Raw genomic sequence first — 25,844 nt, 5'->3', positions numbered from 1 at the left:
AGGACTTCATCGATGGAATTTTATCAGGCCGATCCGACGCTTGAGAACTACTGGCGTGGTGTGATCCTCTTTGGAAGGAACGTCGCATCTTACAAATTTGCGCTGGCGTCAGCATTGTATGAAGTGGATAAGACAGGCAGCGATTTGATAACACTCGACCAGCTTGCCGTGCCGTTCAGCCGTTATCTTTGCGAGCACCTGAAGCATGCGCCAAAACAGATCACCTCCCGCAGCAGCCAATTTCTGGAAACCTGCCTGAAGTTCAACCGAGGTGAAATCACCCACGCCCAGCTCATTGAAGCGACGGTACGCCTGGGCTTTAACAACGTAATCGATGCCTTTCATTACGTGAACCAGGGCGAGATCGATAAACGTTTTTTCCTTGATGAGCGCAAAACCCACAACGGGATCCGCCTGACGGATAACTTCTATTTACTGGGCGAACGCCTGCAGTATAAAAACCTCGCCTTTGAAACCAATGCCCGCTGGAACCTGGTGGAACAGGCCTGGTCGATGGGGATTTCACGTAATCTTGTGGGCGTGGAGTTCGACGAAGATAATCAGCTGCTGTTCACAAGGGTGAATGCGCGTCGCGTAGACATCACCAGCTGCCGCGACAGCCTGAATGGTTACCAGAAAGGACGATGCTTTTACTGCTTTAAACCCATCAGTCTGGTACCGGGCGACGCAGAACTGGCGGACGTCGACCACTTTATTCCCTGGGCTGCCCGCCATGAAGTGAGCAATATTAACGGGGTATGGAACTTAGTGCTGGCCTGTCGGTGCTGTAACCGTGGTACCGAAGGCAAATCTGCACGCATTCCCGACCTCAGGCTCCTGCAGCGGTTACACACCCGCAATGAGTATTTTATTCAGAGCAAACTGCCGTTACATGAGACGATTGTTCTACAGACAGGGCAACGTCCTGAAGCACGGAAAAGCTTTCTTCAGCGTAACTGGCAGGCCGCGCTGGACAAACTTATCCATACCTGGAAACCCAACGCGGAAGGCGAGGCAACGTTTTAATGACACTTCACTACTATCAGAACCACGCACAAGATTTCTTCGATGGCACGGTCAATGTCGATATGACCTCGCTCTACGAGGCCTTCACCCAGCATCTGCCTCATGGTGCCCAGGTTCTGGATGCGGGCTGCGGTTCAGGCCGGGACGCAAAAGCCTTTCATGATATGGGTTATCAGGTGGATGCTTTTGATGCCTCTTCCGCGATGGTGGAGCTGGCAAAGCAACATACCGGGTTACCCGTGCAGTTGATGACGTTTTCAGAGATCGACGGTAAAGCGCAGTACGATGGGATCTGGTGCTGTGCCTCTTTGCTACATGTCCCCTCTTCTGAGTTGCCTGAAGTGATGCAGAAGCTTGCGGATGCGCTTAAGCCTGGCGGCGTCTGGTACGTGTCCTTTAAGTATGGCAACGGTGAGCGGGTGCAGGGTGAAAGACGGTTTACGGACCTAAACGAAATGGAATTGCAAAGATTACTTAATCATATGAGTGAAATAGATATTTTTTCGTTATGGATTACGAAAGATAATCGGCCAGACCGACATGAAATTTGGTTTAATGGAATTCTGAAAAAGAAAATAGAGCGACAAGAATCTTATCAAGAGAATGATAAAAAATGAAGGGCTTCTGTTACAGAGCCCTTGGAAAAAAAATTAATTATGATTTTGCACAAGAACAGAACATGCTAATCTTTTAGGGATCCATACTGCTACGACTGGTACGTCACTAATCATTCTTTGATTATCCATTTTTAAGTCAATGTAATGAATCTGTACACTTACTCTTAGAGGATCTTTTATCATTGCATCTCCAAGATAAATTTCGCCACGGCGTGAAGACTCAACGGGATAAGCCCCTTGGAACAAATAGGAATTTATTTTGCGAATTCTTCGTTCATTAGGGCTCATCCTATAAACAATACAACTCTCAGTAATATCATTTTCTATTGCTTTTGCTAAATGTAATAACATTGCAGTGTTTGTTTGAGAATCGTTACTCCCAGTTACTCGCAGTTTAATGAGCAAGTTTTCATATAAATCTTTTAAAAGAACGTTATCACAAACTAAATGCTTCTGGGTCTTAGTGCGTTCATTATGCCCCACATCCGAAACAAAAGATAAATGACTTAAAAACTCTGCTGTAGTCTCCCTATTATCACTAACTATGTTATTCGAGGGAAACATTAATTTTGGCATAATCCATTTATCAGAAAATTTTGTATGCATGTAATCAAATTCGAGAACACTATCCCTACAAGGTTTTAAATCCAAATCTAAAAGAAAAGCCCTTTTCCATGAGTCTAATGGTTTATTTTGCAACTCTACAATCTTAAGCTGCTTCCTAATATCTTCTTCATGTGTGACGTAATTTCTAAATGCTTCAAGTGTGCTTTGTTCTAAATAAACCCTGCAGAAGCCTAAATAATTTTTCTTGTAACCAAAAAATCTTGCTCTTTGTTGGATAGTATCAGCATTTCCAACACCGACCCCCCTCGGCATGTATGTTACAGTCAACCCTTCAACTGTAAACCCTCTATCAACTGCGATCCCCCCCACCAAAATCCATCCATAATTATGCTGCCAATCAATTGCTGGAGTTTTGTTTTTTCTGGAGTTTACTTCAACAATTTGAGTACTTTTAAAAGCAATACCGAAGGAATTAGCCACCTGTTCAAAGGGCGGTAAACATGTTGTTTCTTTCAAGTGGTTATAGGATTTTCTAAATTCATTTAAAAGGTCTATTTTATCTAAATCGCTATCTGGTAATGCTAAACAGGTTTGCCATTCATCAAATATACTCCGTACCCATCCATAAAATTCTTTATGCTGGGCTGTTAAATGCGATGGATGGACAAGCATAGAACGATTACCTGTATTACCCGACTCCTTAATGCCTACAGCTACTCCCAACATAAATATACGCAGAGCATCAAGTAGAGATGATGGAGGATAAGTTAAGGGATTATCTTTAGTTGGAACTTCATTTGAAGGAATAAGTTTTATATACGAAGAGTTTCTGTCAAAAAAATCTCGGCCACCAATATAAGCATCTCCTGGTTCTAATACTTTTACAAAATTTGGTGATAAAGAATCTATAATATTAATTAATAACGGAGCTTGAGGAGTTGCGGTATATTGTAAATAAGTATGATTCGGTAGAGCGTTTCTAAGCCTTATCAAACAACTATATGTTGCACTTTCCTCACCTTGTGATGCTTCTGTATTTAAACTTACTTGATCTGCCTCATCATCAATGATCAGGACTGATGTACCATTTAGATCTAATGCTTCAAAAATTTCAGCTAATTTTTTTATTCGTGTATGATTTTTCAAGACCGTAATAAGAATAGTTTTCTTATAGATTGCATCGGTTGATGAGTCCTTAGATATGGAAAGGGTATTCCGAATCATCTGTCCATCAGAATCTAAAGATGTCGGATTTTCCAGTTGTACCCACCTACGGCCTCTATTTACATCATTTAAACCTAAGTCCTTTTTTAATCTATTAGAAGATTGTGCAAGTAACGGATTTGACGTACCAGCTATAACTATTACTATATGAAATCCATTATCCCTTGCAAGCGCTGCAACAGTTTCAAACGACATTGTTTTTCCGCTTTGCACATAACCAACCACCAGTCCAGTTTCAAAACCATTTTCTACTTGAGGCGGAACCCCACGTGACAGAATCGAAATAGCATCTTCTAATAATTTATTTTTTGCTTCATCTGGCATCCCGCTCTGTCCGAGAAAGTCTCCTGTTTCTTCACCCGACTTTGGCGTCCAATTTATCCCATTACTATTGAATGTAATTTTAGTTTCTAAGCTCATTTATATTCACCTTTTAGAAAATACATTACGTAATATCTCATTTACATTTCTACGAATAGTACCAGCTTTGCTAACGCCACAATCCCTAGCTAAAACTTCTGCGATGGCCAATGCTGCTCCTAAACGAAATACAGCTTCTGATACATCTCCATCTTTCTGCGCAAATTGGATCATCAAGGGGTGAGACATAGACATGCGAATATGTAATCGCCTGATTTCATCGCCTATCCTCCCAGTGTCACTTAATGCCAGCCACTCACTACTGGAAAACTCATTAGATATTTCAATACATACTGACCATTTCTGATCTCGGAATGAAATGTCAAAAATCTTATTCATTATTTGAGATTTACATACAACAGTCTCAACTGGAGCATCAACTAAATCAGAATCGAGTATATTAGGTATTGACAATGGCAATCCTATCTTCATTTCTTCAACTGAACTAGACACTGCTTTTTCAATGATAGAAAATAATTTACTATTATTACCTCTAACTCTATATCCTTCAGCTTGACGCAACAAAGGCAAATCATCACTATCTAATTTATCTCTTAGGATTTCGAGAAAAGTTTGCTCGAACTCACCCCACCTAAAACCATCTTTAGTATGGCTGACATCTATACCATCAATGTGAAACTCACCGAACAATCGCTGAAATCTATAACTATTTGAATTTCCGAAAATATAGGATGGACGATAAGTTTCATCAGCGCTTCCTTGTATAACTCGTCCTCTTCTTAAAAGTGAGAATCCCGCTTCACTAGTATTACCCATGGCCCTAATCGCAGCAAAACCATTAACTTTAAAATTTTCACCGAAAGTAAAACTAATATTTTTTCGCCACTCAAGAGATATTTCATCAGTACTTTTAAAATAGGGCGCATTAAGTATTTTAGGCTCTTTAAAAGTTAATTCCTCACCATTAACCTTTAATATCAAAACCTTATCCCTAATAAATTCTCTATATATACCTGCTAGATGTCTTTTAATTTTAAAGATAGTACGCTTAACAGGTGTATGAAAAACATCATTCAAAATAATTTCTGTGAAATGTTGTTCATTAAGTCCTGACGCCTCTTCTATAACAATTTCATAGGCATCATCTGCAATCATATTATCAATATCAAAATATATTGTTCTTATTATAGGTTCACCTATAACAGATGTGCGCACTTCCCATTTTGGTGAAAACCAGCAGGCTGCGCTTTTCATTCCCATACCAAACTCAGATAATCCTGTGTTATCTGGAGGTATGGATGCTGGCTTGAAAGCTCGAGGAAAATCCTCTATTGAAATACCAAAAGCATTATCTTTAATTGATATTCTTGCAGGTTGAGTTGCATCAATTTGAATATCTACAGTGAGCGTCTTCTGTACATTTGTTCGAGGGTTCGCTAAAAAACTTTGCAAAGCATTATCTACGAACTCTCCGATGGCAAACCAAGGTTTATAATTGAGATGTCGCAAAACTGCCAATATACTAATCCCTGGCCGCACATCTACTTTCGAAAGTGCCATAAAAATCTCCTTAAAATGGCTTAATTATTGGCAACACAACCACTTTCTAAAATATTAACTTGAATAATATCTTTTTCATCTTTAAACGCATCTAATAATGCACTTGCAACCCACTCAACAACTTTTGTATTTACTGCATTTCCCAAAGCCTGAAATGCTTGAGTAGGGCTTTCTGGCAATTTCAGTAACTCATCAAGACTTTGGAGTTTTGCGCATTCACGGGGGGTCATATAACGTTTTTGCCATGCAATAATAGGGACTTGGGTATCAGTCATCGCAATCAAGCTCGGAGCAGTTGTTCTTCTTTTGACTCTCACTCCAGACGCCCTAAATTGAAGGACATATTTCCAAATATCTCTCTCTTCGCCATGCACATTCCACTCAAGCTTTTGAAGACTTGAAGGAAACCTCAAAATATCAGGTAACCATTGATCAATCCAATCTTTATTATCATTATAAAATTGCCTGTTTTGCCTGATATAGTTTTTTTTCCACTTAGGAAATTCAAATTCTTCTGTTCGAGCATGACTCGGTAATAATTTCCAGCGATCATCAATATTTCTTTTCAGGCCAATTTTACAACCATGGCTCGCTCTAAAGCCTTTTAATCCTTCTTTTCCTAAGCGAACCTTCCTTGCATAAGGGGTTTCATTTTCGAAAGGATAAGTTGCTCCCCACTCCATTGACCATAGAGGAAAAGAAGGTATCTCAACTTCAGGAGGGCATAGTTCTAAGAACTTACTCCAAACATTTAAGCAATCGATAACTTGAGGAGATAACGATTTTGCATTAACCGGGTTATCATCTAAAATACTATCTATTGAAGTAACTAAATTCGAAGTTTCCGGCCATCTAAAATTTTCAAGGGGCAACAATGATCCAACGATATATATACGTTCACGAATCTGTGGGATGCCAAAATGATGCGGTGAAAGTTTTGCGGCATCAATATTATAGCCAAGACCTTCCTTACCAAGAAACTGTTGGATTTTTATCCATGTTTTCCCCTCATCATGTTTCAAAAGATTGGGGACATTCTCTAAAATAAAAAACTTAGGACGCTTATGTTTTAATATTTCAACTACGTTGAAAAATAAACCTCCTTGTTTTGTACATTCGAAGCCTAACTGATCACCAGCTTTAGAAAAAGGCTGACATGGAAATCCAGCGGTTAATACATCATGATCAGGTATATTTTCAAGAGGAACTTTTGTAATGTCACCTTGTGGTCTAATCCCAAAATTTTCTACGTATAGGTTCTGTAGTGGCTCCTTCCACTCCACAGCAAAACGACAAACGCCACCTAATCGTTTTAACGCAAGATGAAAACCTCCCAGACCTGCAAATAAGTCTATGAAAGTAAAGTTTTTTTTAGTTTCCATATAAGTAATCTCAAAAAGCAAAATTCTGTCTATGTATATTCAAGCATACTAATGGCTGTATATAAACACATACTTTGGTGATAGTTTTGTATAGTTTAGAATCGCGTCAACAGAATTTTACAGTTCGATTCACAAGTATGATGTTTAATCGCTTGAATTGTATAATAACCATTCATTTTCCACCATACACATCATGCTCCTCAAATCTCACTCGGTTCAAAATGACATAGTTACCGAGGAAGTTAGACCCGGTAATGTAATCCTATCAGTAAGAAGATTTAGTTAGGCCAAGCGATATAGTGGGGACGATCTTGCAAAGGCTAGATTTCAGACACAAAAAAAGCCACCCTTAGGTAGCTAATTATTGCATCTTTTGGTGCGAAGGCCGGACTCGAATTTCACACATAATAGACTGATATCAATGTATTTTAAAATCAGGAATAAATCTTTATACCCGCACTTGTACCCACAAGCTAAGATCCGTACAAAAAATAGACATTACAAGTGGGTATAAAGCCACACCAGTAGAACACCGATATGGCTATCAAAGCAAGATTCAGGCAGGCAGGAAAGTTTTCTTCAAAGGCACCAAAAGTTTAGTCTCGATATCAACTTGTTCGTAGTTCTCAATAAGCGCACGGACGAGATCATCAAGTGTCCAGAGCGTCAGTGGTATTGTTGAACGGTCGGCTTCATATCGAGCATCTTTCGTAAAACCCCCTGTACTAACATAAAGCCCGCGATCGTCTTTATGGCGACCGCCGATAAAGCTGCGTATCTGTTGGCTTCCCATCTGTTCCCTGCGGTGCTTTACTTCTACGATGATACGCGGATTTTCAAAACCGAACCCATCAGGTGAAGCAATGATGTCTTTACCCCGATCGGCTCCCGCAGGAGAGACCTGCGTTTTATAGCCCATACTGCGTAAAACTCCGGCAACAAGATTTTGCATCTCATCCCAGTCAAGAGAGTTGATACGATCTTTGATACCCTCAAACGCCAGCATTTCCATATCGCGAAGCGGATCAGAAACAACCTCATCTTCATCCATCGCAATTGGATTCTGAGTAATTACATCTGCAGTGGGTTTCTTATCCTGCAAAAGCTCTTCTAGCGCATATTCCGGAAGCTGGAAAACCGTCAGCGTAGAACCCAATGTGTTTTTGGTAGCAACAGACAGTCGATCGCGATCAATTTCTTGAGTATTCCATTTAACCTGCCGAGCGATACCCATCCCCTCTTCCACCCATTCAGGATGATACTGGAAGTCTGAAGTAACTTTGCCTAGCAAATAAGTACGGTTGGCTGGCGAATAGGTAATAACCCAATCACCCTTTTGGATCTCATTCACAAAACGCCAGACCTGCGATGCACCAGAACGGGCTGTTCCCAGCTTTGTTAAGGGATCTGCCTCCTGGTATAAGGCGAGTAACTGGGCTCGGGACAGGCCGGGTTTGACTAATGGAGCCAGCTGAGACCAACCGATACCTACAATTTGCTTATCGCGAAAATCGTCATAGAGCTTGCCGCCGTCACCGCGGATCATCCACATTCTGTTGCCCATACCCGTCCCTTCATTAGGAAAATAAATTAAGCTGGATCATAAGCTTGTTCGCCGTAGGCGTCAAAACTCTCCAAAACTACTTCGCTAACATTCCTGGGTAGTGTTTAGCGATAATATCATTCATCCTCTCGACCAAATCCAGGCGCTTGAAAGTCAAGTGCGCAGTGCCCTTCTGAAAGTAGCGAATACGGAAGAACTCATCTTCATAAACACCCTTATCCGGGTTATCTCGAATATGCGCCATCAACCGAGTAGTTATATCGCTACGGTTGTCAGGTATTGATTTACCACTCAGTAAAAACAGCATTCGCTCCAAGTCAGCCAACTGATCCCTCCGCCAACCCCAGTTCAGACTAAATCCCCAGCGATTGTGGCTCACCAGATTATTGATGATGATCTTCTTACCAAAGCTGCAGGGACTATTGGTTTTATAATCCCACGACAGGCCTTTGAAGACGTTAATGATCCCGCGCTCAAAGACTTCCATTTTGTTCAGATGTAACTGTTCAAAAGTACTGAGAATGTTCGCCTCACTGATAGCAGGAAGATCGCCCTCCTCCAGGTTCTTATGCCACTGGTCGCGAGCCTGCGTATCCATTAAGGCCATCATGCCGGACTTCAGCATCAAATCGCGCCAGATACTACTGTCGATATTGCGGGTGACGGCAGGCATCGCTTTATCAGCCTTCTCAGTCAGCCAACTATCGTAGCGGTGCCCTGGCTTCATCGCCCAGTCTTGCGCTGTACCACCGCCAATTTCTGAGGTTAACCCTGAAATGGCATCAAGCTGCTGAATGAGCTGTTCGATCTGTTTCAGGGCGGTATCTCGGCCTGTGACAACGCGCTCGATACTAGTCGAAAGGATGAGTTCATTGTGCTCCGTTAATACATCGGGTTCTGTTTGCATCGTTAATCGTCCATTAAAGCAAACACGCCTGCCGGGAGTGGCAGGCGCATTATGCGATGAATACAAAAGGTGGGAAGTTCAGAGGTAAAAATCAGGAATGAGGCTCGAAGAATTCAGGTATTTATTAATCCGGTAGCTCGCCTGGCTCTGAGAATATCGGTGGCGGTCAGGAATGGTGTTTGCTCTTGCCAAGTGAATCCCTTACGGTCAGTGCGTACCAGTTCATAGCGTTCCACCAGGAAATTCACTGCATCAGCAAGTGCAATACCAGCTTCAATATGCTCTTGGATGGCCGCCTCGTCATGGAATGGCGTATCGTTAAGCGTCAGGCCGTAATGATGCTCCAGCAGATACGTTAAAAGTTGCTGCCACACTTGCACGGGCGACAGGTGTGGCGAAACCGGCACCGTGGCCGGTACAGTTGAAATGTGCATGGATAGAATCCTGAAAAAGAAGAAGAGAGAAGGTGTTACGGGGTTGGATAAATAGAAATGTAAACGTAACCGCAGCTACCACGGGTATCAGCTATGCAGGTTAAACCCGTAAGATGAATTTTCACCTGATGTTGCTGCTGTGGATTTAGCTCACCGAACCGCAGCATTGCTTCCAATTGACCTATAAACAGCGGGAAATTCTGATCCAGTTTCTGCAGTTGCTCCGGGCTAAAGCTCCCCGTCAAACCAGCCCTGTCAGCAAGGTAATGCAGACGCTTGCCCTCCTGTACCAGCCTTGCGCCAAAGCGGGGGATGATATCGCTTTGTAGACCCCATTCATGAGGTGGTGTGATTGACATGAAAATCTCCGTTTAAAGCAAACCCTGCTCAGCAAAAGAAACCACGTCATTCCCAACAACCAAATGATCCAGCACTCGCACTTCTACCAGTGCTAACGCTTTCACTATCCGCTGAGTGATGTGTTTGTCCTGCTGACTGATTTCTGTCGTACCTGACGGATGGTTATGCGCCAGAATTACCGCAGCGGCATTGTGTTTCAGAGCCAATTTAACCACTTCGCGGGGATGCACTTCGGTATGGCTAAGTGTGCCGGTAAACAGTGTTTCGCATCCCAGCAGGCAGTGCTGATTGTCGAGATACATCACGATAAAAACTTCACGCTCCTGATGAGCCATCTGTAATTGCAGCCAGGTCTTAGTGAAGCTGGTGGAGTTAAATGGCTCACTCGGTTGACGCTGATATTTCTCCAGCAGGCGTAATGCCCGACGAATGACGCGTTGCTCGTTTGCAGGAAATACCGGGGATAAATTGAATACAGACATATTTGCTCCTTAAAACAAAAAGCCTCGCCGGTTTATTGGCAAGGCCTGGGGGAAGGGATAATAAAAAGGTTCATGAAGCAAACTGCAGCATATTCTCAGCCATCACCCACAGAGCACGGTTGAGCTTTACATCACCGTCGATACCTTTAACGGCGCGAGTATGGGCGCGTTTACCTTTGGTGGTTCGTCCAGACAGACCGCCTTTAATCAGGTTTTCCTGAATGCGCTGATAAGTGGTCCACAGGTCGTTACTCTCATCCTGCCAGCGGCGTGGGGATAGGATTTGCGATTCCGTCACCGGCTGATGCTCTTCACCAAAACGATAGATTAAAGCTGCTTTCGCCATCGCCTGCTGTGCAGGTGGCGGTAACATTAGCGACTGCATGGCATCGCGTTTCTCTTCTACGCGATCAAAAATCCCCAGCACTTCGTAAGCTCCTTCAACGACTTTCTCCACCACGTTGCCTTTGTGTGGCACACGTACCTCTCCAAAACTCTCACCGCAAATTAGTCCATTCTGGCAAACCGATCTGAATAACCCCGGTAGCATCTGGTATGAGCTGGAGCCGTCGTGGCTATTAAGCAGTATAATTTCAGGCACCTGCTTGCCAGTGATCTGTCCTTCACGACGCAGACGTAGCATGTGCTTAGTATGTTCGCGTTTGCTCTGGTCTCGGACTCTAGTCTGGCACGCAAAGAAAGGGTGAAAGCCTTCACGTTGCAGGTTATCAAGCAGGGTAATGGTCGGAATGTATGTGTACCTATCGCTGCGGGATTCATGCTTTTCTTCGCTGAATACACTCGGCACATAATGCGCCAGTTCATCGCGGGTTAGCGGGCGGTCGCGTCGAATGAGATTGGCCGCACCGAAGCGGCTGGCTAAACGTGTCATTATTAGTTCCTTATTGAGATATGAAAAAAGACCATGCCTCAGAGTGAGGCATGGTCTTTTCTGAAAGTGAACGGTGAAAAAAGATTGTGTTAAATTCGGGTGAGATCACACGGATAATACAGAGATAAAAACGACTGTAATTTAAATATTACCAGCCAGCATTCTGCTTCCTGATAGCCCGGTTGAGCGTGTCCAAATCTTGTATAGTTTTTTCTTTTACTGTATAGGTGGTTCCATTCGGGTCAATAGTGACTGATTTCGGAAAATGATCCTTTATGATTTTAACCGTTGATGGGTGACTAAAAAATCGATATTTGAGACCTGTGCTGCTAATAAAGTCTCCCTCTGATGGGGTAGCCAGTTCATCTGGTGATTGCGGCTCATACAAAACCCCGACAAAAAAACCGCCCCCGCGCATGCCCTCCAGCCCATTAATATACAACTGGTGTGAATGTTTTTTTCTGTTCCATCCATTTTTGGCCATGTCATGAAATGTTCTGTACTTAATGTTGTTCAGATCGAACAAAAGCGCTTCATCGTCGTTTGATCTTTTAGTATGTACAGGAATCACCTTGCATGAATAATCAATTTTCACTTCGAGGCCATCAGCGGTGTGCTGTCTATATTTTATTGTTACCTTTCCGATGAAAAATAAAAATAACGCCGGTTTGAATTCACTATTATTAGGGACATGAAGTTTTGTCTGTAGGTATGCAATTACTCTTCTGAGTATATCCCTCTTGTTTATCGCTTCCGCAGGCTTTGGCACGTCACTAAACATGATGTAAGGAAGCGTTTCAATAAAACTATCTCTTTGAAACAAACGATGAAACGCATCGGTTGCTCCCCTGACTATTCCATCTATAGTCAAATTATTGATTTCAAAACCTGCATTGAAAACCTTTTCCGGCACCAGATTTTTATTCGCCACCAGTTTACCTGAAGGTAAAAGTGAATCGTTTTCCATCCTGTACTTCAAGGCATCCAAAATCATGTCCTGAATCACAGCTGAACTACTACTACCCGTTCTCTTCGCCAGACCCACTATCATCTGATGAAGTTCAGGATAGGAAAGGTTAACCGTTATCCTTTTTTTACTTACCATCACACATTCCTTATAAGGTGCAGCATTTTTTAGATTTTAACAGTGCTGCACCTTTTTAAAAACTGCTTTAAATCAAAGAAGTATTCCATGCAAAAGCAACCGCTTTTGGCAATACCCGGCATGGTGAAATGAGTGACAGTAAAATGTTCATCCGCAAACCAGAGCAAGAAATAGCCCCATAGTCAGCGTGCCGGGATAACTTAAGAGTGGTTTTAGACCGAATGAAGGGGAGTAATAACAGCCAGAAACCCGATACCGCAGGGGTATACGAGGTGACAGGTGGCGATATCAGTGATTCTTTACTGCCGGTACCAATTATATGTTTATTGTTGCTCTCTACAGTATGAACAGAACCTTACAGATACAGGGTATACAGAGAATCATCGGGAAGGGGGTATAGCACCGTCAGGAAAGGGAGTTTGCTACCATCAGAGGCTAAAGCCAGTAATAGTGTGAGGCAGTGTTTTCTTTGCTCGTCCTGTACCTGCATTAAAAGTTACTGAGGCACTCATGGATATATCACCCAAAGCATGAGAGCCCGGAAATGATACGCAAAGAAAGTAACCGCGAGAAGAATGCCTACCATATGCAGCGTCTGGAAGACCTGACAGCCTTCGTAATGAATAAGCATGCCCGTGTATTAGCCTTCGGGCTGGATTTATACCTGCCGCAGCATAACCAGCATAAAGGTCACGAATCTGCGGTGATAACCCGTTTTATTGCCTCACTGAAAGCGCAGATTGCCGCTTATATGAATAAACGCAGCAGGGAAGGTAAACGCATATACCCTTGCCCGGTGTATTACGCATGGGCCAGAGAGTTCGGTGAGATTAATGGCAACAAGCATTATCACCTGGTGCTGCTGGTTAACCGTGAAGTGTTCACAGGCATGATGTTAAAAATGGATCTTGATGGGAAGGCAAGAGGTTTTTTGCTGATGATGTCTGTCAAAGCATGGTTCCACGCTTTGAAGCTAAGAAACGGAACAAAGGAGAACGTTCGTTTTTGGCTGGCGGGGGTGTTTGAGTTAAACCGCAGAGAAGGAACTGATACTCCGGATTATAAGAATTACCTGACGAGGATCTGCTATATCGCTAAAAAACGCTCCAAAGAAAATGACGACGGTGAGCGTAATTTTGGCTGTAGCCAGTTTAAGGCCAAAGCGAAAAGTAATTTATTACCGGAGAAGTGATTGTAATGACGGAGCACGCAACATGACCTTAAATCAACAGGTTAGTTCTGCGGCTCCTGTCTTTTACCCACTCAAAGACAGAAGGACAATCGTCATGAACAATCTTCCGACTCCCGACAACGACCTGATGAATGACAGGCTGGTGGATATGGTCTTCATCACCACCTTCACGGGCTTAACCGATAAGTGGTTCTACAAGCTGATTAAGGATGGTCTGTTCCCGAGACCCATCAAGTTTGGCCGCAGTTCCCGCTGGCGGGAAAGTGAAGTCAGGCACTGGCTGACAGAACGTATTGAAGAATCCCGCCAGTAATGTCCCTGAGGCCACCTCCACACGGCTTATCCGTAAACTTTAACCAACTACGCACTATGTCAGTAATACGTCTGGCAGGGCTGTTGCTGCACGTTATTTTCTAAGTAATGCTGTGGTAATGAAATGAATGGCATTTCAGCAGGGTTAAACATAATTAAAAGGGGGAGAAGTGTCGGATTATTGCCACTCTATCCCCCAGGCTAACCACAGGTAAATTTAATGATTAAAGGTCCAGCTACCGGATTCGGTAACAATAGTGGCTTCGATAATACGGTCACATTTCATATATTTGAACGTGGCCACATCACCGAATTGATATTTGGCTGGCAGAGTTCTGTTACCAACGCTCTCCATTTTACAGTTCCCCCGGTTAACCCGAATGGATTTCAGTACCATGTTGTCATCAGTGATAGTGAGCTGAATAACGCCATATTTAGTTTTCCAGCCTTCATTGCTGACGGCGCTGCCAAACTGCACTTTAAACGGTGGCGTCGTGGATTGCTGTACCTGCTGTTGCTGAGAGGATGCAGGTTTATTAGCCTGCTGGCTACCCACGCCATTAATACCGTTCTGAAGGAGGCTCCTGGAAACGCTAATCGTACCCGGTTTGCAGGATACCGTGCTGGTTTCCTGCCCAAGTGAATTCATGGCCGTGTAATAAGCATCGCCTGTACCATCATATTCCGAATAATTGACAGCAACAGCGCCTTCGATATCGTCACTTTCTCCGCGCAGCGTGAAAGAAGCGGTTCCCGCCTCTGATTTAGCGATGACAGTTTGCTTCGCCTCACCGGAAGGAATGTCCAGTTTAATGACTGAACCTCCCTCTTCGGAATCACCACCGGGCTTTTCAAAACTGATATAAACAGTATGACTGGCATGACTAAGCGTCATTTGCTCGCCGTTTTCAAGCATGCATTGCAAGTCGTAGCCTCCGTCTGCATGAGCAGACTGGGTAGCAAATAACGCTATAAACAATGCAGGAATAATCAGTGGTCTCATTACATATTTTCCTTATCCAAAAAAATGGTCCCAGACATTACCCGCCCACTCAATGACTTTATCCTTACCCTTACGGGCAAGCTCTTTGACGGGCTTTGGTAACGGAACGGAATCAATAACGTCGTCAAGTATCCCGGAGATCACGCTGGCAAAGCCGCCTTTCGCCTCCGTCTTTACGTCATCGGTTTTGTACTCTTCCTTAAACTGCGAGGCTGTGCTGCTTTTAGCCCGATCGGGCAAAGCACGGATCATCGTTTCGACCAGACGAAGGATGTTGTAGCCCTCATCGGCGGAAATGGGGATAACCGGATAGTGCGTAAAGCCAAATCGTTCAGTAATGTAGGCTTCTTTCTTTTCGATGTTGATACGCTGTGCCGGGGACGGCTGATGCAGGTGTGTATCCCACTCCCGGAAGGGCTCGATTTTATCCACCTGGTTTAGGACGAACAAAACGCGCTCCCCCCCACCGGCAGGGAGCAGGACATTGTTGTAGAAATGCTCATCCGCAGAAAAGGCCCGATCGTCGCCTTTTATCACCCAGAGGATGAGATCCAGAGAGGGAAGCAAAGTGCGGTATAAATCTTCATACTCTTTATCCCGCCGGGCATTCTCACCGACGCCAGGGATATCAATTATTTTCAGCGAACGTTTACCGAAGCGTATGCGCAGCTCCTGAGCCTCCCGTGTACAGGCCTCAACGTCGCTGACCGCACACACCTCTCCCTGAAACAACGCATTACACACGCTGCTCTTTCCGGAACCGGTTTTTCCCATAACGCCAATCACGGGTTCATAATCGATAGCTTCACTGATTTTGTTAACCAGGTTTTCCCGCAGTGACTGAGGGAAAACATCGAGAATATCCCTAATGTCAGGTATGAGCGGCGTGCTGTCGGCTTTTATCGCATTGCTATCATTAAACATATTGCCCCATACCCCTGAAATCCCCTCTTCTCTTCTGGTTATGCCATTAGCATCAGTAATCATCCGCCCTTCCCCCTTTACCGGGTCATCCATAAAGGTCTCCTTGCTTATGTTGAAATGAACGTTGCCAGTTACTCTCTGAAGGTGTGAATAACGTCGCTGATGAAACGAAAGTGAGGAAGAGCCGAAATAAACTCCTCACTGGCGGTGAGCGCATCAAGTTCAGGCTTTCTGCGAAAAGAGGTGTCAAGTACAGTCACAGCGTTAACGTCTTCCATGCGAAACACCTGTAGCTTTCTCGCTCGAGTAGCCACAAGAAACCAGTTTCTGGACTGGAAGATCAGGCGGCGAGGAGCCACTCCTTCGTAGCTCTTACCATTGACTAATAGCGTGACGGCCCGGTAGTCACGGATAGCTTCAGCCAGCTCCAGAAAACAGGTGGTCTGCGTGATTGGCGATGGCAGCCCTCCATGCCCGATTAGACATGGAGAGCCACCAGAGCTGCTGGTAATCAGCCGGATTAGTCTGCGGTTCTGAGCCGGAATGATCCCCGAAATGCCAGAGTTGAGGATAAACGCAAAGGTATTGGGTAAATGCTCTCGACCCGTTCGCCGCATAAGTCGATAGCAGCCACTGGAATGTTCAAGATCCAGATGGATTAGACGCTGCTGAAAATCCCGCTGTAGAGTGCGCTCTGAAACACCAAACTCATTTGCCAGCACTTTCAACTCTAAGGATTGACCAGCCAACAATCGGCTGATAATGACCGATAACCTGACGGACAGGCGGTCATAATGATCATGTTGTGTTTTCATGGTGAGAACAGTCCTGAACTCCCAAAATAACCAGATATTGATATGGGAGATTATGACGTACTGGTTCGACACGTTATGTCGTACCAAAGGGCGGTGGATTGAAAAAATGGTGGGGGTAACTGCAGCTACCTAACATTATGAAATGTAAGTTAATTGGTTGATTCCAATGCGGAGGTATCATCAAAAAAACGACACAACCTGTCGCATTCCGCATTGTAAGAAAGAGAATATCTGCTGCTCACGAAAATGATTTAGTTCTGAAAATAGTTATAAACCAAATAAATATCCGTGCAGTGATAACGTGTACCATTCGCGTGGAAATGATACAACCGTGTAGAACTATCACGAGTTGCGGTTACTGGACTTAGATACCTGGTCTGGGCGGGGGATTGCCTTCAGCGGTATCCTCACTGGTAAAAGGATATGAAAAACCGCTGTTTCATCAGGTCGCTTATTTTCCTGAGGATCAGTTCATTGCTCGCAGTCATGCGCTTTCCTTCCTGCCTGATTATCTAACCGAATGCTAGTAGTTAAATTTAACTGAAATAATTATATTTATCAGAGAAATAACCTCATCACCTTTTCCCTAAGGAAGGTAAACCGCCGGAGACAACAATCCTGCGTCCGCCAATGTATTGGTCCATGATGTCTCGAGAAGTGGCATTTCTGGTTTTTTTACCCTTTGCCGTTACTTTCTTTTTTTTGCTAGATTTGCTTTTTGCAGCAAGTCTTTTCTTGGCATGGGCAAGCAGAATGAGCCGCCCTGACATCAAACTCTGTCTGGAAGTATCCGCCGCATCATAGCCATTCACGATGGTCACTATTTCTTTTTCAATTTCAGATAACGTTTTTTCAGTAACAAATTTCTCTACTACAGCGGAGTATTTTTTATCTAGCGGTTGAGTTATCGCCCATTGATAGGAAATTGTCGTTACACTGTTTTTCTTTGAAGGATTACTACTGATGGGAGAAGAGCTTGGTCTTTCTGAATGGGCTTTATTTATATGCTTTTCTAATCTTTTTGCGTCCTTGAAAGAGACGTTACATACTGGACATTTGCAGGTTTGACGGGCAATAAGCGGTGCCTCAGCTACCGGCTTAGCAAGATGAGGTGCCATCTTCCAGCCATGATTGGTTAGCAAATGACTGGACAGCACCGTCACCTCGACTGCGGTATTACACAGAGCACATATGATTTTTTCCATATTCTCCTCCCTCAAGCGATGGATGCTGCAGGATTGAAGCATCGCACGCCATTATGTTTAGCTTGTCATTATCATCCCAGCCATCCCATCCAAACGCTTCTTGGTCTTCTCCCAGTCAGGCATTACCTGCCCCATGAGCCGGTAGAAGCGTTCGCTATGGTTATGCTCGGCCAGATGGCAGAGTTCATGCAAGATAACGTAATCGATACACTCACGCGGGGCCTTTACCAGATTGGGATTCAGGGTCACCCTTCCATTGGGGGAACAACTTCCCCACTGAGTCTGCATGGTAAGAATGCGCAATGGCGGTGAGTCACTGACCCATAACGCTTGCTCCAGCATAGCGTTCAGCCTCTTGGCGAAGACTTCGCGGGCTCGAGCCTTATACCAGTCAGTCAGCAACTGCAGAACCTTTTCAGCGCTCTTATGGCGTAAGGTGACTTCCAGCTTGCCACGCAACATTTTTACGCCCTGTGCCTCAGAGGGAGCCACTATCACCTTAAGCATGTACTGTTTGCCCAGGTAATAGTGACTCTCACCGCTGATATACTGTCGTGGAGTTATATATTCCAGCTGCTTACGGAAGTCCCGTAGCTGCTGATAGATCCAGCGCCCACGCTTTTCAACGGCATTCAGAACCTGTTGGTCATCGGTATCCTGCGGCGCGGATACTACAACCCGACAGTCAGGGTGAACTTTTATCAGAATGCGCCCATTCACCAACGGTCGGGGTTTACACTCGAAAGTAATGCGTTCATCACCGTAAATGAAGCTCATTGCTCTTTCACACACAATTTAGACTCCGCTCAGCCCTACGCGGGTAATCTGGACGATCATTTCCACAATCTTTTTCGCCTGATCCATTCCGCCACCTATTGCCTTACATTCTTTAAACATCATCGGTAGAAGCTTCTTGCGAATATCAGCCTCGATATTTTGCGGATTGATCGAGTTCTCAACCACTGAGATATCAACAGCCTGGTCTACTTCAAAAGCAAGCTTCACCCACTTATCGATAACCTGAGAATCGGTAATGGTAAAAACCTCCGGCAGTACTTTTTTGTACACGCCGAAGTAAGCCTGTGCATGGTGATTACCAGCAAATACGTCGGGTATTTCGTTCAGCCGCCGTTCCTGTACTTGCTCCTCAAACTCACGAAATAGCATGTACTGCTTGAGAGGGTGATCAAACAGTTTTTCCGCCTCTTCAATAGCCAGACGCAGTAACTTCGAGAAGGCTTCCTGAGCATAAGGATCATCACGTAAATCCTGCTCAATCATGCGGGTTACGCGGGTTTTGATAATATCCGTTTCGTTGCGAGTTTTATCCTCGCTCCACTCTTCGGGCCGTTGTCCCATTTTGCTGACTTCATACACTCCATCAGGCTCGCGGACTTCTACGCCAACAACGTGTTTATCCAGCAGCTTTTTAACCTGTTCAGTGTACTGATCATAATCTACTGTCTCACCAGCATCCTGCTTCACCAGCTGGCGCAAGCTGGTAAATTGCCTCAGCGTCTCTTTGTAGTGCTGGCGATCATCTTCGCTGAAACTCTTATCCTCAAAGAAGGTAGCTGACTGCAACGCCACTTTCAGGCAGCTGGCAAACTGCGTGAGTGCCTCATAAAAGTCCTCACGGACTTTAAGATGCACATCAACCATTTCGCCATGCTTTTCTTCCGTGCGCGGCACCAGCACCTGACGGAGCTGCTCAATATCGTTTTTGTTTTTTACACCTGCGAAAATCGCCCACAGATTTTTATACAGCTGGGGAAGGCGCTTGTACTCCGTACTCATCTGGCCGTACAGCCCCACCAGATCGTCAATATCAAACCCGCCCTGCGTGCGTGATGCCAACTTTTGGTAATCCTCAATGGTGGTATCCAACTCTTTGAGGATGCCCCGATAATCGATTAACAGACCAAATTTTTTCTTAGGATGAAGGCGGTTAACACGGGCTATGGCCTGAATCAGGTTATGCCCCTTAAGAGGCTTATCGATGTAAAGCACGGCGTTTTTGGGTTCATCAAATCCGGTAAGTAACTTATCGACCACAATAAGTAGCTTCAGCGAATCATCTTTATCAAAACGCTCAATGACATTACGCGTGTAAACCTGCTCATCCTGAGAGCCGACGTTATCCTGCCACCATTTGGTCACATCAGGGATACCAGATTCATCCACCTCGGTATTCCCTTCACGCGTGTCAGGCGAACTGATCACCACGGCAGACTCAAACAGCCCGGCTTCATCAAGATACTTTTTGTATTTGATCGCTGCTGCTTTACTGTCACAGGCGAGTTGCCCCTTCAAGCCATCGTCGATGTTTTTGACAAAATGGTTGGCGATATCCAGTGCAATAAGGTGGATGCGATCGTCAGCATTATAGACCTGCCCTTTATTAGCAAACTTACGCTTCAAGTCGGCTTTTTGTTTTTCCGTTAATCCTTCGGTGATACGGTCAAACCAGCTATCTATCGCTCGTTCATTCACGTTCAGCTCGGGCGGGCGCTCCTCGTAGAGAAGTGGAGTGACGGTCTTGTCCTCCACCGCACGCTGCATGGTGTAAGCATGAACGATGGGACCAAATTTATTCGTGGTCTTATCATCTTTCAGCAACGGCGTACCGGTGAAAGCAACAAAGGCTGCGTTGGGTAGAGCCAGCTTCATACGTTGATGACTCTCACCGCCATGGCTACGGTGGCCTTCATCAATCAGCACAATGATATCGGGACTGGTATTCACACACTCGGGCAGGCGGGTGGCCGTGTTAAATTTCTGAATCAACGAGAAGAGAATGCGCTCAGTACCCTTGCCTATTTGTTCGGCCAGACGTTTGCCAGAGGTGGCGATGGCATCGGTTTTATCCCTTTTACCGGCCAGTTCTCCGGTTGAGATAAAGGTGCGACTGAGCTGGTTTTCCAAATCGACGCGATCGGTCACAACGACGATGCGGCACTGCTTGAGAGTTTCACTCAGAATCAGCGCTTTGCTCAGGAAAACCATCGTCAGTGACTTACCTGAACCTGTGGTATGCCAGATAACCCCACCGTTGCGGCTGCCATCAGGGTTCTTCGTTTCGATACGCTGTAGCAGCCGTTTGATACTGAATACCTGCTGATATCGGGCAATGACCTTACCGGCTTTCTTATCAAACAGCGTGAAGAAGCGAACCATATCCAGCAGGCGCTCGGGTAACAGCAGACTGATAAGCAGCTGGTCCTGGCCCGTTATAGCCAAATCACCTGCTACAATCAGATTTTGATACCATTCCAGGCAGGCAACCGGACGGTGGCTGAAGATTGAATCAATCTGCTGTGCTGTGAGCTTGCGGTTTTTGATGGCAAGCATCTCCAAGTCGGAGATATCTTCTTCCCGCCATGTCGCCCAAAATTTGGTCGGTGTTCCGCAAGTACCGTAACGCCCATCATGGCCGTTTATCGACAGTAAGATCTGGCTGTAGGCAAACAGTCGCGGAATTTCATCATGACGCTGGTTACGCAGGCTTTGGGAGATCCCTTCATCAATAGTCGGTCCTTTTTTAGCGTTGCCGTCCGGACGCTTAGCCTCGATAACGACCAGCGGAATACCATTCACAAAGCAGACAATATCGGGCCTGCGCGCCTCAATGCCGTTAGCACGTGTCACGCTGAACTCTTCGGTGAAAACAAAGCTGTTGTTCTGCGGGTTGTTCCAGTCGATTAGCGAGATAGTCGGGTTCGCCCGTTTGCCATCGATAAATTCCGTCACGGAGATGCCGTACAACAGATGGTTGTACAAGTGCTCATTGGCGGTAATCACCCCCTGGTTTAATGCCGGGCTGTTAACTTCGGCAATCAGGCTATCAATCGCTTTGTCAGAAATGGCATGCTCTTTACCGGCAAAGATAAACGTCCTCTTGGCTAACTGTTCACGCAAAATCTGGTTCAAGACCACCTGATCTGCCTTGCCTGCTCGCGCAAACAAGGCTTGCTGAGGTGAAATATAGGTCCAGCCTAAATTACTCAAGAGAGCCAGCGCCGGGAGCTTGGCGCTGTACTCTTCCTGGAATTTTGGCGCGATTTGCATGCTCATGATGTTCCCTTATCTTTATCGGCTTTCCAGTTCAGTAGCTCGGTAATATCCTTTTCACCCTCGGCCTCTTTTAACAAACGCCGCTGCTCTGCAAATCGTGCATATTCACCCTGAGCTTTTTCATCTGCCATTTTCTTACTGACAGTGCCCCCGCCCTGGAGCACATGACGGTCGTTGAACTGCAAGAACTGATCCAGTTTCTCCTGCCAGTCCTGCAAAAAGACCTGCTGGCGGCGCAGTGCCTGATCTTCGGCATAGTCCAGCCACATATTCACCACACGGTTCAGCTCACTGACCTCTTTCTGGGTCAGGTAGTTTTTAGCGACTGTGACATCGCCTTTTCGCACGTCATTGCCTTTATAGCTGGTGAGCCCCATATGAGGTTGGCTGGCATCTGCCCGCTGGTGGATTAGCTCAGCGGCTGTACGCCCGGTGCAGGCAAAGTGCAGCTTATTCTGGATGGTTTGAAAGAAAAGAGTCGTCTCTTTAAGAGACGGCTGGTAGTCAGCGGCCAGCGCGAAAATTTCCCGTACCCGCAGATAGACTCGCCGCTCGCTGGCACGAATATCGCGGATGCGTTCCAGCATCTCGTCAAAGTAGTCGGGAACAACAGAAGAGCCGACGGGCGGATTCTTCAATCGCTCGTCATCCATCACAAACCCTTTAATCAGGTATTCCTGCAGGGTTTGCGTAGCCCACTGACGGAACTGAGTCCCCCGGACTGAGCGAACGCGATAGCCTACGGCCAATATGGCTTCAAGGCTGTAGTGCTCTATCTCTCTGGAAACCTGACGTTTTCCTTCCTGGCGAACTATCCGGAATTTCCGGATAGTTGAATTTTGACCAAGTTCGCCTTCTGAAAAGATGTTGATCAGGTGCTCGTTAATGGTGCGCACATCTTTATCATATAGCTCAGCCATGGATGCCTGAGTAAGCCAAAGCGTATCTGACTGAAAGCGGCACTCAACGCGTGCACGACCATCTTCGCTTTGGAACAGCAGGAATTCACCTGCTGGTGGTTGAGGTAAGTTATTATCAGTCATGCGGCGTCCACCTTAACCCGGCGTTTACCGGTGAGCAGTTGCTGCATCAGGGCTTTTTTTTCTTGTTTTAAATATTCTAGTTTCTTCTGAATTACAGCAATTTCTGAACTTGCAACCTTGATAGTTAAAGCAATTTTATCTTGTTCGTCTCGCGAGGGGAGTGGTACATGAATCATACTGAACTCTTTCCAACGCAGGCTGCCTCGTCTGTCGACAGATGCGTTAGTTGCAGCACTGAAAATTTGACGATAATGCTCCGTTTTCAACAACGCATACAGATACTCATTATTCACTTTTTTATCATTAGCCTTAAACACCACGTATATAGGACTAACCAGTCCAAAATCATATAGTGTTTGGAGACCGATTGAACCTTCTTCTATATGATTAGATGGGAATCCAAAAGCCCCAAAAGGAATTACGCGATATCCAGATGTGTCATCGCTATATACTTTTTTCTTAAAATATCTTAATGAATCGACAAAACCATCGTATTTTGAGCAAGATAGTACAGGATAATCATTAGCAGAGTTATTCCTCTCTGAAACTTGGTAGCAGATATCTTTGAGTGCAACGTAATCCCAATCGGATGGAAGTTTCCCATACTTAGTATTTTTGTATGTGCAATCCTTGTTTTTTTTAAGAAAACGTCTCTTCCCAATAAGTATTTGCTGCATAAGTGCATTTTTCTGCCTCTGACTGTTTATTAGCAATTTTTCAGTAGTGGCGATCGCCTTATCCCAAGCAGAAAGGATTTGAGCTATTTTCTTTTGCTCTCCGAACGGAGGAATAATAAGAGGTATCTTTTCTAAAGATGCTTTATTTAACTTGTACCGGCCAGCCCCCTGACGAGATAAAAAACTAAATATGTCACGGTGCATAAAGTAATAATAAAACCACTCCCGAGTCGCTATACTCGTCCCCTCAATGATATGAGCATGATTATTAACTGTGCACCTACCATCAATTAGTTGAGTCATTGATTGATTTTCATATTTTAGAAAATGGTCACCGTCCTCACCAATTAAAGCATAGCTTCCATCTTGCTCATAAGAGTCTATATATCCTTGGATTTTTGTAGGACCAAAATAAGGGTATTTTCCAACATTCTTAGCTCGCACATCCTCACTGATAGGCTTACGCAGATTATTCTTAATAGAGAATACCCTACCAACATAAGAAAATACCCAACCACTTGGAACCATTTTTATTCGTGCTTGCATTAACTCCAAATCTGAGTGAGCAGATTTATTCACCATAACCCAACTCCTCCAGATATTTTGCCATTTCCACTTCTAGTGCCGCAAATTGTGTTTGCAATTGCTTGCGCTCAGTGTGGATCGCCATCAGGTCAATCTCCTCCTCTTCTTCAAAGGTATCGACATAACGAGGGATATTTAGATTGTAATCGTTGTCACGAATCTCTTGTAGACTAGCGAGATAAGCGTATTTATCGACGTTATCACCCTCGCGATAGGTTTTAACGATTGTGACAATATTCTCCGGGCTTAGCTGGTTCTGGTTTTTACCCGCCTTAAACTCACGACTGGCGTCGATAAACAACACGTTATCGTCCACTTTACTCTTTTTAAATATCAGGATTGCCGCAGGTATACCTGTACCGAAAAACAACTTTTCTGGCAAACCAATCACCGCATCGAGAAGATTTTCGTCTATCAGCTTCTGACGGATTCTACCTTCGCTAGAACCACGGAATAGTACACCGTGGGGAACCACAACGCCCATGCGTCCAGTTTTCGGCTTCATAGTTTCGATCATATGCAGGATAAACGCATAGTCGCCCTTAGTCTTAGGCGGCAGACCGCGGCGGAACCGACCAAAATGATCATCAGATACATCATCAATTCCCCACTTCTCCAGTGAGAAAGGTGGGTTAGCGGTAACCACATCAAACAGCATCAGATTGGCATTTTTATCGAGCAATTTGGGGTTGCGGATCGTGTCACCCCATTCGATTTTATGGTTATCCTCGCCGTGCAGAAACATGTTCATTTTAGCCAGCGACCAGGTTGAACCTATTGCTTCCTGTCCGTAAAGCTCATAGTTCTTGCTATGGTGCTGTTGAGCCACCCACTTACCACACTTCATCAGTAGTGAAGCAGAACCACAGGTTGGATCGCAGATAGATTCCCCTGGCTGTGGGTCAAGCAACTCCGCAAGCAGATCTGACACTTCAGGTGGCGTGTAGTACTCACCTGCTTTCTGGCCGCTGTTAGCAGCGAATCTACCGATTAAGTATTCGTAAGCATTACCAATTACATCCAGACCGCCAACGCGGCTTGGTTTTAAATTCAACTCAGGGTCAGTAAAGTCTTCAAGCAACTGCTTAAGAATAGAATTCTTTTGTTTTTCTTCGCCCAACTTGTCAGTGTTAAAAGAAATGTCCTGGAACACGCTTTTGCCGCCATCTTTGAGCTTAGTTCCATTGGCTTCCTCGATTGCGTGCAATGCCTGATCGATGCGTTCACCGTTACCTGGCTCATTGCGACGAGCATAAAGTGCATAAAAGCTGGCATTGCGCGGAAGCACAAAGCGTTCATTCTTCATCATCTCTTCAATCAGCTCTGGTTCATCGCCATACTGGGCTTTGTAGCCATCATAGTGATCCTGCCAGACATCCGAGATGTACTTCAGAAACAGCATAGTAAGAATGAAATCTTTGTAAGTATCAGGGCTGATGGTGCCACGGAAAGTGTCACATACGCCCCATAGCACGCGGTTGATGCGGTCTTGATCGATCATATTGCTCATAAC

At 44.9% G+C, this 25,844-nt stretch carries 23 protein-coding genes; 4 read left to right on the top strand and 19 right to left on the bottom strand.

The window, feature by feature from the left end; genetic code table 11:
- Positions 1 to 12: 12 nt before the first annotated feature.
- Both VPX56_RS03160 and VPX56_RS03155 read left to right on the top strand, forming a co-directional pair.
- Positions 13 to 1,026: an HNH endonuclease family protein gene (locus VPX56_RS03160; RefSeq protein WP_326469821.1), complete on the top strand. Its 1,014-nt coding sequence runs from the start codon at positions 13 to 15 to the stop codon at positions 1,024 to 1,026.
- A complete protein-coding gene (locus tag VPX56_RS03155) occupies positions 1,026 to 1,643 on the top strand; it encodes a class I SAM-dependent methyltransferase (RefSeq protein ID WP_326469819.1) in 618 nt (205 codons plus the stop codon). The genes VPX56_RS03160 and VPX56_RS03155 overlap by 1 nt, the downstream gene beginning before the upstream one ends.
- Positions 1,644 to 1,676: 33 nt before the next feature.
- Here the strand turns inward: VPX56_RS03155 and VPX56_RS03150 are convergent, their stop codons facing one another.
- The 10 genes from VPX56_RS03150 to VPX56_RS03105 form a co-directional block, all read right to left on the bottom strand.
- Positions 1,677 to 3,854, bottom strand: a complete 2,178-nt coding sequence (locus VPX56_RS03150) for a Z1 domain-containing protein (RefSeq protein WP_326469817.1) — start codon at positions 3,852 to 3,854, stop codon at positions 1,677 to 1,679.
- Between the two features lie 6 nt (positions 3,855 to 3,860).
- Positions 3,861 to 5,375: an ATP-binding protein gene (locus tag VPX56_RS03145; RefSeq protein WP_326469815.1), complete on the bottom strand. Its 1,515-nt coding sequence runs from the start codon at positions 5,373 to 5,375 to the stop codon at positions 3,861 to 3,863.
- A 20-nt stretch (positions 5,376 to 5,395) separates the two neighbouring features.
- Complete coding sequence (locus VPX56_RS03140) at positions 5,396 to 6,757, bottom strand: DNA cytosine methyltransferase (RefSeq protein WP_326469813.1); 1,362 nt, start codon at positions 6,755 to 6,757, stop codon at positions 5,396 to 5,398.
- Positions 6,758 to 7,313: 556 nt separating this feature from the next.
- Positions 7,314 to 8,321 (bottom strand): restriction endonuclease, encoded by a 1,008-nt coding sequence (locus VPX56_RS03135; protein WP_004108748.1) that lies wholly within the window; start codon positions 8,319 to 8,321, stop codon positions 7,314 to 7,316.
- A 76-nt stretch (positions 8,322 to 8,397) separates the two neighbouring features.
- Positions 8,398 to 9,228 (bottom strand): DUF4942 domain-containing protein, encoded by an 831-nt coding sequence (locus tag VPX56_RS03130; RefSeq protein WP_326469811.1) that lies wholly within the window; start codon positions 9,226 to 9,228, stop codon positions 8,398 to 8,400.
- A 113-nt stretch (positions 9,229 to 9,341) separates the two neighbouring features.
- A complete protein-coding gene (locus VPX56_RS03125) occupies positions 9,342 to 9,662 on the bottom strand; it encodes a TA system toxin CbtA family protein (protein WP_096982830.1) in 321 nt (106 codons plus the stop codon).
- A gap of 35 nt (positions 9,663 to 9,697) precedes the next feature.
- On the bottom strand, positions 9,698 to 10,021 hold the full coding sequence (locus tag VPX56_RS03120; protein ID WP_096982829.1) for a type IV toxin-antitoxin system YeeU family antitoxin: 324 nt from the start codon (positions 10,019 to 10,021) through the stop codon (positions 9,698 to 9,700).
- Between the two features lie 12 nt (positions 10,022 to 10,033).
- Positions 10,034 to 10,504 carry a RadC family protein gene (gene radC / locus VPX56_RS03115; protein WP_326469808.1) on the bottom strand — a complete coding sequence of 157 codons (471 nt, stop codon included), beginning with the start codon at positions 10,502 to 10,504 and terminating at the stop codon, positions 10,034 to 10,036.
- Positions 10,505 to 10,574: 70 nt separating this feature from the next.
- Complete coding sequence (locus VPX56_RS03110; protein WP_326469806.1) at positions 10,575 to 11,396, bottom strand: DUF932 domain-containing protein; 822 nt, start codon at positions 11,394 to 11,396, stop codon at positions 10,575 to 10,577.
- 148 nt (positions 11,397 to 11,544) lie between these two features.
- Positions 11,545 to 12,501, bottom strand: a complete 957-nt coding sequence (locus VPX56_RS03105; protein ID WP_326469804.1) for a hypothetical protein — start codon at positions 12,499 to 12,501, stop codon at positions 11,545 to 11,547.
- A 544-nt stretch (positions 12,502 to 13,045) separates the two neighbouring features.
- Here VPX56_RS03105 and VPX56_RS03100 point away from each other — a divergent pair.
- Together VPX56_RS03100 and VPX56_RS03095 are read left to right on the top strand one after the other, a co-directional pair.
- Positions 13,046 to 13,693, top strand: coding sequence for a YagK/YfjJ domain-containing protein (locus tag VPX56_RS03100; protein WP_326469802.1), 648 nt, complete (start codon positions 13,046 to 13,048; stop codon positions 13,691 to 13,693).
- A gap of 94 nt (positions 13,694 to 13,787) precedes the next feature.
- Complete coding sequence (locus tag VPX56_RS03095) at positions 13,788 to 14,006, top strand: helix-turn-helix transcriptional regulator (RefSeq protein WP_326469801.1); 219 nt, start codon at positions 13,788 to 13,790, stop codon at positions 14,004 to 14,006.
- A 216-nt stretch (positions 14,007 to 14,222) separates the two neighbouring features.
- Here VPX56_RS03095 and VPX56_RS03090 read toward each other — a convergent pair whose 3' ends face one another.
- The 9 genes from VPX56_RS03090 to VPX56_RS03050 all read right to left on the bottom strand — a co-directional run bounded on the left by VPX56_RS03090 (position 14,223) and on the right by VPX56_RS03050 (position 25,841).
- Positions 14,223 to 15,008: a hypothetical protein gene (locus tag VPX56_RS03090; RefSeq protein WP_326469799.1), complete on the bottom strand. Its 786-nt coding sequence runs from the start codon at positions 15,006 to 15,008 to the stop codon at positions 14,223 to 14,225.
- Positions 15,009 to 15,020: 12 nt separating this feature from the next.
- Positions 15,021 to 16,025: a GTPase family protein gene (locus VPX56_RS03085; protein WP_326469797.1), complete on the bottom strand. Its 1,005-nt coding sequence runs from the start codon at positions 16,023 to 16,025 to the stop codon at positions 15,021 to 15,023.
- Between the two features lie 38 nt (positions 16,026 to 16,063).
- A complete protein-coding gene (locus VPX56_RS03080; RefSeq protein WP_110146077.1) occupies positions 16,064 to 16,747 on the bottom strand; it encodes a WYL domain-containing protein in 684 nt (227 codons plus the stop codon).
- A gap of 575 nt (positions 16,748 to 17,322) precedes the next feature.
- Entirely contained in the window at positions 17,323 to 17,952 is a 630-nt protein-coding gene (locus VPX56_RS03075) for a hypothetical protein (protein ID WP_326469794.1), read from the bottom strand.
- Between the two features lie 57 nt (positions 17,953 to 18,009).
- A complete protein-coding gene (locus VPX56_RS03070) occupies positions 18,010 to 18,729 on the bottom strand; it encodes a M48 family metallopeptidase (RefSeq protein WP_096982822.1) in 720 nt (239 codons plus the stop codon).
- An 18-nt stretch (positions 18,730 to 18,747) separates the two neighbouring features.
- A complete protein-coding gene (locus VPX56_RS03065; protein WP_326469792.1) occupies positions 18,748 to 22,026 on the bottom strand; it encodes a type I restriction endonuclease subunit R in 3,279 nt (1,092 codons plus the stop codon).
- On the bottom strand, positions 22,023 to 23,069 hold the full coding sequence (locus VPX56_RS03060; protein WP_326469790.1) for a virulence RhuM family protein: 1,047 nt from the start codon (positions 23,067 to 23,069) through the stop codon (positions 22,023 to 22,025). The genes VPX56_RS03065 and VPX56_RS03060 overlap by 4 nt, the downstream gene beginning before the upstream one ends.
- The gene (locus VPX56_RS03055) at positions 23,066 to 24,328 is read right to left on the bottom strand and encodes a restriction endonuclease subunit S (protein ID WP_326469788.1); all 1,263 of its coding nucleotides are present in this window, start codon (positions 24,326 to 24,328) and stop codon (positions 23,066 to 23,068) included. The genes VPX56_RS03060 and VPX56_RS03055 overlap by 4 nt, the downstream gene beginning before the upstream one ends.
- Complete coding sequence (locus VPX56_RS03050; RefSeq protein ID WP_326469786.1) at positions 24,318 to 25,841, bottom strand: type I restriction-modification system subunit M; 1,524 nt, start codon at positions 25,839 to 25,841, stop codon at positions 24,318 to 24,320. Before VPX56_RS03050 ends, VPX56_RS03055 begins: the two co-directional genes overlap by 11 nt.
- Positions 25,842 to 25,844: the final 3 nt, after the last annotated feature.

The organism is Enterobacter wuhouensis, assembly GCF_035835995.1.
Lineage (GTDB): Bacteria > Pseudomonadota > Gammaproteobacteria > Enterobacterales > Enterobacteriaceae > Enterobacter > Enterobacter wuhouensis.
Note: the sequence above shows the minus strand (reverse complement) of the source record. Positions and strands in the feature narration are given on the sequence as shown.

Excerpts from the sequence above, each read along its gene's own strand:
- VPX56_RS03160 (WP_326469821.1), top strand. The coding sequence starts at position 13 with ATGGAATTTTATCAGGCCGATCCGACGCTTGAGAACTACTGGCGTGGT.
- VPX56_RS03155 (WP_326469819.1), top strand. The coding sequence starts at position 1,026 with ATGACACTTCACTACTATCAGAACCACGCACAAGATTTCTTCGATGGC.
- VPX56_RS03150 (WP_326469817.1), bottom strand. The coding sequence starts at position 3,854 with ATGAGCTTAGAAACTAAAATTACATTCAATAGTAATGGGATAAATTGG.
- VPX56_RS03145 (WP_326469815.1), bottom strand. The coding sequence starts at position 5,375 with ATGGCACTTTCGAAAGTAGATGTGCGGCCAGGGATTAGTATATTGGCA.
- VPX56_RS03140 (WP_326469813.1), bottom strand. The coding sequence starts at position 6,757 with ATGGAAACTAAAAAAAACTTTACTTTCATAGACTTATTTGCAGGTCTG.
- VPX56_RS03135 (WP_004108748.1), bottom strand. The coding sequence starts at position 8,321 with ATGGGCAACAGAATGTGGATGATCCGCGGTGACGGCGGCAAGCTCTAT.
- VPX56_RS03130 (WP_326469811.1), bottom strand. The coding sequence starts at position 9,228 with ATGCAAACAGAACCCGATGTATTAACGGAGCACAATGAACTCATCCTT.
- VPX56_RS03125 (WP_096982830.1), bottom strand. The coding sequence starts at position 9,662 with ATGCACATTTCAACTGTACCGGCCACGGTGCCGGTTTCGCCACACCTG.
- VPX56_RS03120 (WP_096982829.1), bottom strand. The coding sequence starts at position 10,021 with ATGTCAATCACACCACCTCATGAATGGGGTCTACAAAGCGATATCATC.
- radC (WP_326469808.1), bottom strand. The coding sequence starts at position 10,504 with ATGTCTGTATTCAATTTATCCCCGGTATTTCCTGCAAACGAGCAACGC.
- VPX56_RS03110 (WP_326469806.1), bottom strand. The coding sequence starts at position 11,396 with ATGACACGTTTAGCCAGCCGCTTCGGTGCGGCCAATCTCATTCGACGC.
- VPX56_RS03105 (WP_326469804.1), bottom strand. The coding sequence starts at position 12,501 with ATGGTAAGTAAAAAAAGGATAACGGTTAACCTTTCCTATCCTGAACTT.
- VPX56_RS03100 (WP_326469802.1), top strand. The coding sequence starts at position 13,046 with ATGATACGCAAAGAAAGTAACCGCGAGAAGAATGCCTACCATATGCAG.
- VPX56_RS03095 (WP_326469801.1), top strand. The coding sequence starts at position 13,788 with ATGAACAATCTTCCGACTCCCGACAACGACCTGATGAATGACAGGCTG.
- VPX56_RS03090 (WP_326469799.1), bottom strand. The coding sequence starts at position 15,008 with ATGAGACCACTGATTATTCCTGCATTGTTTATAGCGTTATTTGCTACC.
- VPX56_RS03085 (WP_326469797.1), bottom strand. The coding sequence starts at position 16,025 with ATGGATGACCCGGTAAAGGGGGAAGGGCGGATGATTACTGATGCTAAT.
- VPX56_RS03080 (WP_110146077.1), bottom strand. The coding sequence starts at position 16,747 with ATGAAAACACAACATGATCATTATGACCGCCTGTCCGTCAGGTTATCG.
- VPX56_RS03075 (WP_326469794.1), bottom strand. The coding sequence starts at position 17,952 with ATGGAAAAAATCATATGTGCTCTGTGTAATACCGCAGTCGAGGTGACG.
- VPX56_RS03070 (WP_096982822.1), bottom strand. The coding sequence starts at position 18,729 with ATGAGCTTCATTTACGGTGATGAACGCATTACTTTCGAGTGTAAACCC.
- VPX56_RS03065 (WP_326469792.1), bottom strand. The coding sequence starts at position 22,026 with ATGAGCATGCAAATCGCGCCAAAATTCCAGGAAGAGTACAGCGCCAAG.
- VPX56_RS03060 (WP_326469790.1), bottom strand. The coding sequence starts at position 23,069 with ATGACTGATAATAACTTACCTCAACCACCAGCAGGTGAATTCCTGCTG.
- VPX56_RS03055 (WP_326469788.1), bottom strand. The coding sequence starts at position 24,328 with ATGGTGAATAAATCTGCTCACTCAGATTTGGAGTTAATGCAAGCACGA.
- VPX56_RS03050 (WP_326469786.1), bottom strand. The coding sequence starts at position 25,841 with ATGAGCAATATGATCGATCAAGACCGCATCAACCGCGTGCTATGGGGC.